We start from the raw sequence: 11,637 nt of genomic DNA, 5'->3' as shown, positions 1-11,637 counted from the left end.
ATAATGAAACCCGTTGCCCTGACCCTTGCCGCGCTTGTCGCATTTTCCGCGCCTGCTGATGCCGACCCGATGGATGGCGTCGCGGCGTTCGAAATCCTGCCCGGTTGGCGCACCGACCACGGCACGCATATGGCGGGGGTGCGGATCAGCCTTGCGCCCGGTTGGAAGACCTATTGGCGCGCACCCGGTGATGCGGGGATCCCGCCGCAGTTTCAGTGGGACGGGTCACAGAACATCGCCGCTGCACAGTTTCACTGGCCGATCCCCGAAGTGATGGACCAGAACGGGATGCGCAGCATCGGCTATCATGGTGACGTTGTCATTCCGGTTGAACTTACGGTGCCGGATTCGGGCGCGCCTGTGCAGATGCGCGGCGCCGTGCAGATCGGTGTGTGCGAAGATATCTGCGTGCCGATGACATTCGACTTTGATGCGATCTTGCCCGTCGACGGCACACGCGATGTTGCCATTCTGGCGGCCCTTGCGGATCGCCCGCAAACGCAGGGCGAAGCAGGTGTGGGCACGGTCAGCTGTGCAATAGCGCCGCTTGCCAATGGATTGCAGATCACCACTCGGGTGCCATTTGCGCAGGCAGATGCGGTGGTGATCGAAGCGGGCAATGATGCGGTTTGGGTATCCGAACCCAGCATGACACGCGAAGGCGGCATGATCGTCTCGCAGGCCGATATGATCCACATGGATGGCGGCGCGTTCGCGCTTGACCGCTCCGCGGTGCGGATCACCCTGCTGTCGCGGGGGAGTGCCGTTGACATTCGCGGTTGCGTTGCGGGCGGCTAGGCCGTTTTGCGCAGGGTCAGCGCAAGCGCGACTGATGCGAAATAGACCAAAACTATCCAAAGCGCGACACTGACCGCGAACAATCCGAAAGCCACGCTCATACCACCGTTCAACATCGGTAGTGCGCTGGCAAGGGCTGGTAGCGGCGCGCCGGTGATGATCATGGGCGCCATCAGAAATGCAAACAAAGCGGCAGCCCCAAGTGCAGCAACACCGGCAGGCAATCGCGCACCGGCATCACCGCTGCGCAACGCACGGCGCGCGGCGCGGATCTGCTTGTGGATGTCTTGTTGCATCGCCATCAGCGCGGGAACCACCAGCAGCACAATCACCATCCCGAACCCAAGGCCATAAACCAGCGTGATCACTGTCGGTTTCAGAAATTCCGCCTGACTGGACCCTTCATAAAGCAGCGGCGCAAGGCCCAGCACCGTTGTCAGCGTCGTCAGCAAGACAGGGCGCAGACGGTCACATGCCCCGTCGATGATCGCCGGTATAAGCCCGCGGGTCTTGGCATAGTCGTCAATTGTCGTCACCAGCACGATGGAATCGTTGATGATAATCCCTGTCATGCCGATCATGCCGACAATGGAAAACATGCTCATCGGCAGGCCCCACAGGTTATGCCCGTAGATAGTTCCGATCAGACCAAAGGGAATGATCGCCATGACCACCAGCGGACGTGTCCAGCTTGAGAAAATCCAGGCGAGCGTCAGGAATATCCCTGTCAGCACAAAGATCAGACCGGTGCGCGCGTCATTCAGAAACTCGTTTTCCTGCTCGCTCAGACCCGACAGGTTGGTGCTGACCCCGTAATCCTGTTCGATCTGTGGCAGGATGGTTTCGTTGATCTGCTTTGTAACCTCGGCGGCGCGGTCGGCGTCATCATCCGTCAGATCACCCGTGACGGAAATCAACATGATGCCGTTTTCGCGCCGCACGGTGGAAAATCCGGTGCGGCGATCCACAGATACGATATCGGCCAGCGGCACATAATCACCTGCTGGCGTGCGCATCTGGGTCCGTTCCAGAAAATCGGCCGTGAGTTCGCCTGCAGGTAGTTCGACGCGGATTGTCGCGCTGCGTGGGCCATCGGGATAGGTTGCCGCCTCGATCCCGTTCAGGTGATCGCGCAACACGCGGCCCAAGCCGTCAATCGTGAAACCAAGCGCCTGTCCCTGCGCTGTCAGGTCAAGGATCAGCTCTTCTTTGTCATAGGCCAGCGTGTCTTCGACGGCGGATACTTCGGGGAATTGCGCAAGCGCGGTTTTCAAGGCCTCGGAGGCGGATTTCAGGGTTTCGGCCGTCGCGCCGTAAAGCTGGATGTCGATATCGTCGCCACCCGGCCCGCTTGCCCAACTGCGAAAGCTGACAGTTTCGGCCATCGGGTGTTGCACAACCGCGTCTTGCAGGGCCGCGACAAATGCAAAACTGGAATAGGGGCGCAGATCGGCGTCGATCAGTTCGATGGAAATGGCGCCAAGCTGGTCGGCGTCCTTGGTATCGGCGCCCGAAAGGCCACGGCCCGAATTGCCACCGATTTCGGCAATCACGTAGTCGATTGGGTTGGTGCCATACTCGGCCTCGTATTCGACGCCCAGATCGGTTGCGGCGCGCTGCAGTTCGCGCATCATTGCCAGCGTGTCCTCGCGCGTCGCTCCGGGAAGCATCGCGAAATTGCCTGTCACCGAACCCTGTTCGGGCGAGTTGAAGAACCGCCATTGAACGTCACCTTTGACGAACAGGGACACTTGGCTGGCAAGGACCACGAAGACGCCCGCCATCACTGGATAACGCGCCCAAATGACACCTGCCATCATCGGCCGGAACAAGTTTTCACGCACCCAGTCAAAGCGGCGGTTCACAAAGCGCGAAGGCGCGTCATACCACTTGCCACGCGCGCCGGGCGACAGGGCATGGGACATGTGGTGTGGCAGGATCAAAAAACATTCCACCAGCGAGGCAATCAGAACCACGATCACCGTAAAGGGAATGTCGGAAATCAGATCGCCAAAGCGCCCGCCAATCACCACCAGCCCGAAAAAGGCAATCACGGTGGTGATCGTGGCGGAAAAGACAGGGCTGAACATGCGGCGCGCGGCGTTTTCAGCAGCTTCGACGGGGTGTTCGCCCAATCGCCTGACCCTGTAATCGGCGTGTTCGCCGACAACGATCGCATCATCCACCACAATCCCAAGCGTGATGATCAGCGCGAAAAGGCTGATCATGTTGATCGTCAGCCCCGCCAGATACATCAGCGCAATCGCAGCAAACATCGCCACTGGAATACCGGCGGCGACCCAGAACGCGGTGCGCGCATTCAGGAACAAGAACAGCAGGCCAACCACCAGTGCAAGGCCCATCGCGCCGTTCTCAAGCAAGATGTTCAAGCGCCCGGTGATATAGTCGGCGCGCGTGCGGATCAGTTCAACGGTAACGCCTGCGGGTAGGGTCGCCTGCATGGCGGCGGCGACGTCTTCGACGCGCGCTTGCAGGTCAATCGCATCGCCCTTGTCGGACCGGTCAACACGGATGGAAATGGCCGGGTCGTCGCCCACATAATAGGCGCGTTCGCGGTCGACCCCTTCAACAGTGATACGTGCGACATCGCCGACCGTCAGCGTTGACCCATCGGCATTGGTGCGCAGCACGATCCCTGCGATTTCATCAGCCGAACGTTTCTCGACACCCGTGCGCACACGCGATGCGCCACTGACGTCACCGGCTGGATCGGCGTTGACTTCCTGGCCGATGGCGGTGGCGATCTCTGACATGGTGACGTCATGACGGATCAGCGAAAGCGATGGCACTTCGATCACGGTGCTGGGGGCGGCGACACCTTGGATCGTGGATCGTGTGACACCTGCCGCAAACAGGCGCGTTACCAGTTCATCGGCAAAGCGGCCCAGTTGTTCTGTGCCCACGGGGCCAGTGATGATCACATCGGTGACACGGTCGCTCCAGGCACCACGGCGCACGATGGGATCTTCGGATTCTTCGGGCAGATTGCTGGTTGCATCGACTGCGATTTGCACGTCTTCAGCGGCCTGCGCCATGTCATAGCCCGGCTCGAACTCAAGCGTGACCGAGGCGCGCCCTTCGCTGGAGCGCGCTGAACTGGCCGTAACCCCGTCAACCGATAGCAAAGCCGGTTCCAGGACCTGCACGATCGCGGCGTCCACGTCCTCGGCCCCCGCGCCCGACCAGGTGACTGATACGCTGACCGTGTCGATGATCACATCGGGAAAGAACTGCGCGCGCATCTTTGGCATCGCGGCGATTCCTGCGGCGATCAGCACCACAAGCAGCAGGTTGGCCGCCGTGCGGTGACGCGTGAAATAGGATAGAATGCCGCCAGCGCGTGCCATCGTCAGCTTCCCATCCGGCTTTCAAGACGGGTGACGACTTCAGAGGGCACTTCGTCTTGTTCAAGTTGCGACAGGATGCGTGTCTTTGCCTCGTCGGGCATGCGGCTTTCGGTAACAAAGGCAACAAGTCGCGCGCGACGATCCGCATCCAGGGCGATGGTTTCGGGCAGAGCAGGGGCCGCGGTTGCGCCACCGGGAACAATCGGGTTCACACGAATTCCAGCGCCCAAAAGTGGCGAGCGTTCAGCAACAACAGACTGTCCGGTCAACTGCGGCGCGCTGACGATCACATCGTTTCCCTGACGGCGCAGCAATGTGACCGGCACCTGTTGGAGGCGGTTTTCTTCGCCAACCAACAGCAGTGATCCGTCCGCAGCAAGCGCCGTGGCGGGCAGCCGCGCTACGTTCTCAAGCGCGGGTTCATCAATCGCGACAGTCACAAAATCGCCGGGGCGAAAGCCCAATGCGGTGTCAAGCGTCGCAAAGATGATCCGCCCTGTAAGCCCGTCACCCACGGCGGCCCCTTCGCGGGTGATTGTGCCCGTCGCAGAGAGGTCAACGCCCGACACATCCAAGGTCACGCGAACCGGTGCGCGCATCAATGTGCCATCGGCATTCAACAGACGCGCGTATTGCGAGGTGGACACGCGAAACGTGACCTCAAGTTGGGAGGGGTCGATCAGTTGCGCGATCCGTTCGTTTGCGGTGACGCGGCCACCATCAGTGACAGTGACATCTGCCAATGTGCCGTCAAATGCGGCACGAATTTCGGTGTCAGCCAGCGCGCGCTCGGCCTCGGCAAGGTTAATGCGGACGCGCGCCAGACGGGTCGCTGCAAGGTCAATGCGCGCCTCGGCACTTGCAATGGCCTGGCGGCGCGACAATACCGCCTGCCGTGCGGACGACACGGCCAGTTCGGCGGCTTCCACGGCGGCGGTCGAACCGACACCCCGTTGCAGCAGGTCACGCTGGCGGGTCAGGGCGGTTTCGCGCAATGCGGTTTGTTGCTCGGCGGCGGCAAGTTCGTCGCGGGCCAGAGTCAGGGCGCGGGCCGCATCACGGCTTTCGGCTTCGGCGTCACTTAGGTCGGCGGCAAGACGGTCAAGTGCGGCTTGCGCATCAACCGGATCAATCCGCAACAGCATGTCGCCCGCCTGCACAGCGCCACCTTCGACAAAGGCATCTGCCGTTTCAAGCACGGTGCCGCCAACAGACGGGCGCAGATCAAGGGTTTTCCGGCTGCGCAATTCGCCAAACACGGTCAGTTCCGGCGTGATGGTTTCTGGCGTGATTGTGGCGACATTGACGGAAAGCACCCTTTCGCGCTGCGGAAAACTGCGCGGCTCGGCGTTGATGCGGGTTTGCACGGCGCTGTAAACCATCTGTCCCGCCCATGCGAACAGGGCGAGTGTCATGGACAACAGAAAGATGCCAATCATGCTTCGGCGCAAAAATCTCATGTGGTGCCGTCTCCGCGCGTTTTGTGTTCACGATAAATATACGTGGTTTCACATGTTTTGGATGCAATCCCGGCCATATTACGGCCCTGCAATCTATTTCCGTCGCTTGTGTTCGTCCAATCGCGGGAAAATTTCGACAAAGTTGCATGGCCGGTGCCGGTAATCCAGTTGCAGCGACAGGATGTCATCCCACGCGTCCTTGCAAGCGCCTGTGCTACCGGGCAGGGCAAACAGATATGTGCCATTGGCAACGCCCCCCGTTGCGCGGCTTTGCACAGCACTCGTGCCGATCTTTTGCAATGACACGATGGTGAACACCGTGCCGAATGCGTCGATCTCTTTTTCATAGACGTCGCGGTGTGCTTCGACGGTGACGTCACGCCCCGTCAGGCCGGTGCCGCCGGTGGAAATGATCACGTCGATATCAGGGTTGTCGCACCAAGCGCGCAGTTGTGCGGCGATCTCGGCCCGTTCATCCCGAAGGATCATGCGCGCGGCAAGGGTATGACCAGCACCGGTCAGGCGATCCACCAGCGTTTGGCCCGATTTATCTTCGGCCAAGGTGCGGGTATCGCTGACCGTCAGGATGGCGATGCGGACGGGGTGGAATTCAAGGGTTTCGTCGATACGGCTCATGTGCGCTCCAGTATGGCCAAGCGGGCGGCTAGTGTGATGAAGATAGCGGATGTTATCCAGCCCAGCGCGCGCGCGCCACGGGCAAAGCGGCGTCCAATCCCACCGGCAAAGACGCCAACTGCCCCGTTGACGAGGAAACCGCCAATCGCCAGCACCGCGCCGAAAATCAGGAACTGGGCCAAGACCGGCCCCGCCTCGGGGGCAACAAACTGCGGCACAAAGGCCAACACGAACAGAATTACCTTGGGGTTGGTCAGGTTGACGATGAAACCGGTCGAGAAGGCACGCGCGATTGTCATTGGCGGGGTCGTATCGCGGTCAGCACCCGTCTGGTGCAGTGCGCGATAGGCCAGAAACAGCAGATAGGCCACGCCGATCCAGCGGATTACATCAAAGGACCACGGCACGGCGGCAATCACGGCCCCCAAGCCCACGCCCGCAAGCGTCACATGGACCATCCCGCCAACCGAAATACCCGCACTTGCGGCAATTGCGGCGCGTGGCCCGGATCGCACCCCCTGACCAAGGCAAAACATCATATCCGCGCCCGGCGTGAGGTTCAGTGCCAGCGCGGCGGGCACAAAGGCCACCAGTGTCAGCGGATCAACCATCCAGCCGCGCCTTCAACGCCAATAAATCCGCCCAGGCCTCGCGCTTGGCGGCGGGCGTGCGCAGCAGGTGGGCGGGGTGGAACATGGGCAAGGCGGGGCGGCCCAGCACTTCGGCCCAGTGGCCGCGCAAACGCGTTATGCCGGATTCGCCCAGAAGGGCATGACAGGCCACGCTACCCATCAGCACCAGCACATCGGGATCGGCCAGCGTGATGTGGCGGTGCAGGAAGGGCAGCAGCATCTCGCGGTCGACGTCATCGGGCGGGCGGTCTTGGGCGGGGCGCCACGGGATGACGGATGTTGCGTAAACCGGTGTCACTGCATCAGCAAACCCAAGGTCAATCGCCGCCAGCATCTTGTCCAGCAGCGCCTTGTTGCAACCCGCAAAGGGCAATCCGGCGCGATCTTCGTCTTTTTCGGGCGGATCGGTGATGATCATCACACGCGCGGTCGGATCACCATCGGCAAAGACAAGATTGCGCGCACCCTTCTTCAGGCCACAGTGATCAAACGCCGCGAGGGCCGCTTGCAACGCGGGGATGTCAGGTGCGGCATGGGTCACGCGCAAGGCTTCGGCCACCGTATCGACCTTGGGTGCGACGGGCAGGTCAGGCACGCCTGACTTTGACGTTTCCGCAGGTTTTGCCACGGGTTTGGCAACCTGATCGGGCAGGTCATAGCGGTTCACAGGCGCGTCAAGCATCGCCTCGGTCGCGCCCATTTCAACCTGCCATTCCAGAAGGGCGCGGTTCGTCCAATATGATTGCTGCGAATCCATGCGCCAAGTTTAAGTGCGCCGCGCCGGAATGTGCAGCGGATTCTGCGCTCACGCCTTGCCGCCGCGCCCCAGCCTTCCTATAACCCATCAAATTCGGGCAGGAGGCCACATGACATTCCGCGCGACGCATCTGCTGGGCATCGAAAACCTTGCCCCCGATGAAATCACCACATTGCTGGATCTGGCGGATCAATATGTTGATCTGAACCGGAACGAAAACAAACATTCCGATGTGCTGGCAGGCCTGACCCAGATCAACATGTTCTTTGAAAACTCGACCCGCACGCAGGCCAGTTTCGAACTGGCGGGCAAACGCCTTGGCGCAGATGTGATGAACATGGGCATGCAGGCGTCCAGCATCAAAAAGGGCGAGACCCTGATTGATACCGCCCTGACCCTGAACGCGATGCACCCTGACCTGCTGGTCGTGCGCCATCCGCATTCCGGGGCTGTGGACCTGCTGGCGCAAAAGGTGAATTGCGCCGTGCTGAACGCCGGTGACGGGCGGCACGAACACCCGACGCAGGCCTTGCTTGACGCCTTGACGATCCGGCGCGAGAAAAAGCGGCTGCACCGGCTGAATATCGCGATTTGCGGCGATATCGCCCATTCGCGCGTGGCACGGTCCAACATCCTGCTTTTGGGCAAGATGGAAAACCGCATCCGCCTGATCGGCCCACCGACCCTGATGCCATCGGGGATCAGTGAATTCGGTGTCGAGGTTTACGAGGACATGCGCGAAGGGTTGGCTGATGTGGATGTGGTCATGATGCTACGTCTGCAAAAGGAACGCATGGATGGCGGTTTCATCCCGTCCGAACGCGAGTATTATCACCGCTATGGGCTGGACGCTGAAAAACTGGGCTTTGCCAAGGATGACGCCATCGTCATGCACCCCGGCCCGATGAACCGTGGTGTGGAAATTGATGGAACGATTGCAGACAACATCAACCGCTCGGTTATCCAGAAACAGGTAGAAATGGGTGTCGCTGTGCGCATGGCCGCGATGGACCTTCTGGCCCGCAATCTGCGCGCCGCGCGGCAGGCCAAAACGGGCGGGGTGATGGTGTGAGTGACACCATGAACATCACCGCGACGGAACACGGGGTCGTACGGATTTTCGCCCTCGATCTCCCTGCGGATGAGGTGGACGCGTTTGCACGGCAGACCCACGATGTTGACGGCGATGCGCATTGGTTGCTCAAGTCGGCGTTGGGCGCGACTTTATTTGATGAAGACTTCGTTGAAGTGATCGACGTTGACGAACTGGATGGGGTCGGGCTGGCCGGATACGTCGAAGAAGGGTTGGGCATGCCAAGCGCGGCGGTGCAACAGGACCGCGCCTTGCTGGACGGCATCAAAGGCACGGTCGTGATCGTCTTTTCCGCTGCCTTTGGCGGGTTTGAACAAACGCTCACGCCGCGCGCGCCCTTGCGTTGGGTTGCAACATACCAAGACAATGTCGACATCCCGCAGATGATCCCCCTGCGCGCCGAAAGCGCGACAGGCGTCATGGCGGGCGGGCGGCCAAAACCGTCTGACGCGGCTATGTCAGGGCGCGTTGCGACGATTGTTTTGATCGTGCTGGCCTTGCTGGTCGTGGCGATGATCTGGATCGGGGGCTAGCGATGTATGACCTGACCCCGACCGCCGCACTGGATGAGGGCGAGACCGTCATCACCAGTTTCCACCCTGACCGTGGCACTTATTGGAAAGACCATATCGTGCTGGCCGCTGTGGCCATGGCGATTGGCATGGCCGTGCTGTTTTTCATGGGCAATCCGCATATCTGGACGGGGGCTGTGGGTGGCCTGGCGGCTGTGGCGGTGCGGGCATTCTATGTGGCCTCGGACGAGATGCAGGTGCGCTGGGATTTGACGAACCGCCGCCTGTTGGGACCGGGGCAGAGGATCGCGCGGCTGGACCAGATTACCGCCCTCAAGACGTTTGGGAGTGCCGTGCAGGTTGTCACCAGCGCAGGCGACAAACACTTGCTCAAGTTTCAGGCGGACAAACAGGCGGTGATCGCGGACATTCGCGCGGCGATGCGGCAAGGGGGCTAGGGATGGCTGATCAGTATTTCACCAACGCACGGTTGATTGATCCCGAAGCGGGCACCGACAGCATCGGCTGGCTGCGTGTCAGTGAAGGCGTGATTGCCGAGGTCGGAGCCGGTGACGCGCCCAAGGCCGGCCTTGATTGTGGCGGGAAATGCCTTGCCCCCGGTATCGTCGATATCGGCGTCAAGGTCAGCGAACCGGGTGAACGCCACAAGGAAAGTTTCCGCAGTGCAGGGCGCGCGGCGGCGGCGGGTGGTGTCACGACGATGGTCACGCGTCCTGATACGGCCCCCGCGATTGACACACCCGAGGTGTTGGAATTCGTCGCCAAGCGCGCGCTTGCCGACAGCCCCGTGCGGGTGCTGCCCATGTCGGCGCTCACCAAAGGGCGCGAGGGCCGCGAGATGGTCGAGATCGGCTTTCTGAAAGACGCGGGCGCGGTGGCGTTTACCGATTGCGACCGCGTTGTCACCGACACCAAGGTTTACACCCGCGCACTGACCTATGCGCGCAGTCTGGGTGCACTGGTGATCGCCCATGTGCAGGAACCGAACCTGTCGCATGGTGCCGCCGTGACAAGCGGCAAGTTTGCCTCCCTGCGCGGCCTTCCCGGCGTCAGCCCGATGGCCGAACGCATGGGATTGGACCGCGATATCGCCCTGCTGGAAATGACCGGCGCGCGCTATCACGCGGACCAGATCACCACCGCCCGCGCCCTGCCTGCGCTGGAACGGGCCAAGGCGAACGGGCTGGATATTACCGCCGGTGTGGGCATCCACCACCTGACGCTGAACGAATTGGACGTGGCCGATTACCGGACCTTTTTCAAACTCAAACCGCCCCTGCGCAGCGAGGATGACCGGCTGGCCGTGGTGGCGGCAGTTGCCAGCGGGTTGATCGACATCATCAGTTCCATGCACACGCCGCAAGACGAGGAAAGCAAACGCCTGCCCTACGAGGAAGCGGCGAGCGGGGCGGTCGCCCTTGAAACTTTGCTGCCCGCTGCCTTGCGCCTTTATCATGCGGGGCAGTTGGACCTGCCGACGCTGTTCCGCGCCATGTCGCTGAACCCGTCGCGCCGCTTGGGCCTTGATACGGGGCGGCTGGCTGTCGGCGCGCCTGCTGATCTGGTGCTGTTCGATCCGGATGCGCCGTTTCTGCTGGATCGTGCTAAGCTGCGCTCCAAATCCAAGAACACTCCCTTTGACGGCGCGCGCCTTCAGGGGCGGGTGCTGGGAACATGGGTCGCGGGCCAAGACGTGACCGAGGAGGCCTAGATGCCATTGATCGAAAACACCGCGATCGTGCTGACCCTTTGGGCGACGATTGGCTATCTGCTCGGGTCGGTGCCGTTTGGTGTGATTCTTGCACGGGTTATGGGGCTGGGCAACCTGCGCGAGATCGGGTCAGGCAACATTGGTGCAACCAACGTTCTGCGCACGGGCAACAAGAAAGCGGCCGCGCTGACCCTGCTGTTTGATGCGGGCAAGGGCGCGGTTGTCGTATTGCTGGCGCGGGCCATGGCTGGCGAGGACGCAGCGCAGATTGCAGCCCTTGCGGCTTTTGTCGGCCACTGTTTTCCCATCTGGCTGGGCTTTCGTGGCGGCAAGGGTGTCGCGACCTATATCGGCATTGTGCTAGCGCTGGCTTGGCCGGTTGGTCTGGCGGTTTGCGCCACGTGGTTGTTTATCGCAATTTTGCTGCGGTATTCGTCGCTTGCCGCCCTCATGGCTGCGGGCTTGGGGCCACTTTGGGCCAGCCTGCTAGGACACGGCGATTTCTTTTTCCTTGGGATCGGGCTGGCCGTGCTGGTCTATGCACGTCATTGGGGCAACATCGCCCGGTTGCGTGCCGGAACCGAGACCAAGATCGGCGCGAAATCCTGACCTGAAAAAGTCTTTTGCTTTCATAACAAAATAGACGATG

At 61.2% G+C, this 11,637-nt stretch carries 11 protein-coding genes; 6 read left to right on the top strand and 5 right to left on the bottom strand.

The features are described 5' to 3' along the window. The first annotated feature begins 3 nt into the window (after positions 1-3). Positions 4-798 carry a protein-disulfide reductase DsbD domain-containing protein gene (locus SJY21_RS08715; RefSeq protein ID WP_377509058.1) on the top strand — a complete coding sequence of 265 codons (795 nt, stop codon included), beginning with the start codon at positions 4-6 and terminating at the stop codon, positions 796-798. Here the strand turns inward: SJY21_RS08715 and SJY21_RS08710 are convergent. The 5 genes from SJY21_RS08710 to SJY21_RS08690 all read right to left on the bottom strand — a co-directional run bounded on the left by SJY21_RS08710 (position 795) and on the right by SJY21_RS08690 (position 7,651). Next, the gene (locus tag SJY21_RS08710) at positions 795-4,166 is read right to left on the bottom strand and encodes an efflux RND transporter permease subunit (RefSeq protein ID WP_377509055.1); all 3,372 of its coding nucleotides are present in this window, start codon (positions 4,164-4,166) and stop codon (positions 795-797) included. The two genes, SJY21_RS08715 and SJY21_RS08710, sit on opposite strands and share 4 nt — an antisense overlap. A gap of 2 nt (positions 4,167-4,168) precedes the next feature. Then, positions 4,169-5,626: an efflux RND transporter periplasmic adaptor subunit gene (locus tag SJY21_RS08705; protein WP_377509052.1), complete on the bottom strand. Its 1,458-nt coding sequence runs from the start codon at positions 5,624-5,626 to the stop codon at positions 4,169-4,171. A gap of 93 nt (positions 5,627-5,719) precedes the next feature. Continuing rightward, positions 5,720-6,262: a molybdenum cofactor biosynthesis protein B gene (gene moaB, locus SJY21_RS08700; protein ID WP_377509049.1), complete on the bottom strand. Its 543-nt coding sequence runs from the start codon at positions 6,260-6,262 to the stop codon at positions 5,720-5,722. Further along, positions 6,259-6,873: a LysE family translocator gene (locus tag SJY21_RS08695; RefSeq protein WP_377509046.1), complete on the bottom strand. Its 615-nt coding sequence runs from the start codon at positions 6,871-6,873 to the stop codon at positions 6,259-6,261. The genes moaB and SJY21_RS08695 overlap by 4 nt, the downstream gene beginning before the upstream one ends. Next, entirely contained in the window at positions 6,866-7,651 is a 786-nt protein-coding gene (locus SJY21_RS08690) for a uracil-DNA glycosylase family protein (RefSeq protein WP_377509043.1), read from the bottom strand. Before SJY21_RS08690 ends, SJY21_RS08695 begins: the two co-directional genes overlap by 8 nt. 109 nt (positions 7,652-7,760) lie before the next feature. Between SJY21_RS08690 and SJY21_RS08685 the strand changes: the two genes are divergently transcribed. Genes SJY21_RS08685 through plsY form a run of 5 tightly spaced genes read left to right on the top strand, consistent with a single transcriptional unit; the run spans position 7,761 to position 11,597 of the window. After that, entirely contained in the window at positions 7,761-8,723 is a 963-nt protein-coding gene (locus tag SJY21_RS08685) for an aspartate carbamoyltransferase catalytic subunit (RefSeq protein WP_377509040.1), read from the top strand. Then, on the top strand, positions 8,720-9,277 hold the full coding sequence (locus SJY21_RS08680) for a hypothetical protein (protein WP_377509037.1): 558 nt from the start codon (positions 8,720-8,722) through the stop codon (positions 9,275-9,277). Before SJY21_RS08685 ends, SJY21_RS08680 begins: the two co-directional genes overlap by 4 nt. A 2-nt stretch (positions 9,278-9,279) precedes the next feature. After that, positions 9,280-9,714 (top strand): hypothetical protein, encoded by a 435-nt coding sequence (locus SJY21_RS08675; protein ID WP_377509034.1) that lies wholly within the window; start codon positions 9,280-9,282, stop codon positions 9,712-9,714. A gap of 2 nt (positions 9,715-9,716) precedes the next feature. Beyond that, positions 9,717-10,988 (top strand): dihydroorotase, encoded by a 1,272-nt coding sequence (pyrC, locus tag SJY21_RS08670; RefSeq protein ID WP_377509031.1) that lies wholly within the window; start codon positions 9,717-9,719, stop codon positions 10,986-10,988. Further along, complete coding sequence (gene plsY / locus SJY21_RS08665; RefSeq protein WP_377509028.1) at positions 10,989-11,597, top strand: glycerol-3-phosphate 1-O-acyltransferase PlsY; 609 nt, start codon at positions 10,989-10,991, stop codon at positions 11,595-11,597. Positions 11,598-11,637: the final 40 nt, after the last annotated feature.

Origin of the sequence: Octadecabacter sp. R77987 (assembly GCF_042466115.1) — a bacterium.
Taxonomy (GTDB): Bacteria; Pseudomonadota; Alphaproteobacteria; order Rhodobacterales; family Rhodobacteraceae; genus SW4.
This window is presented reverse-complemented; position numbering and strand designations above follow the sequence as displayed.

Excerpts from the sequence above, each read along its gene's own strand:
- SJY21_RS08715 (WP_377509058.1), top strand. The coding sequence starts at position 4 with ATGAAACCCGTTGCCCTGACCCTTGCCGCGCTTGTCGCATTTTCCGCG.
- SJY21_RS08710 (WP_377509055.1), bottom strand. The coding sequence starts at position 4,166 with ATGGCACGCGCTGGCGGCATTCTATCCTATTTCACGCGTCACCGCACG.
- SJY21_RS08705 (WP_377509052.1), bottom strand. The coding sequence starts at position 5,626 with ATGAGATTTTTGCGCCGAAGCATGATTGGCATCTTTCTGTTGTCCATG.
- moaB (WP_377509049.1), bottom strand. The coding sequence starts at position 6,262 with ATGAGCCGTATCGACGAAACCCTTGAATTCCACCCCGTCCGCATCGCC.
- SJY21_RS08695 (WP_377509046.1), bottom strand. The coding sequence starts at position 6,873 with ATGGTTGATCCGCTGACACTGGTGGCCTTTGTGCCCGCCGCGCTGGCA.
- SJY21_RS08690 (WP_377509043.1), bottom strand. The coding sequence starts at position 7,651 with ATGGATTCGCAGCAATCATATTGGACGAACCGCGCCCTTCTGGAATGG.
- SJY21_RS08685 (WP_377509040.1), top strand. The coding sequence starts at position 7,761 with ATGACATTCCGCGCGACGCATCTGCTGGGCATCGAAAACCTTGCCCCC.
- SJY21_RS08675 (WP_377509034.1), top strand. The coding sequence starts at position 9,280 with ATGTATGACCTGACCCCGACCGCCGCACTGGATGAGGGCGAGACCGTC.
- pyrC (WP_377509031.1), top strand. The coding sequence starts at position 9,717 with ATGGCTGATCAGTATTTCACCAACGCACGGTTGATTGATCCCGAAGCG.
- plsY (WP_377509028.1), top strand. The coding sequence starts at position 10,989 with ATGCCATTGATCGAAAACACCGCGATCGTGCTGACCCTTTGGGCGACG.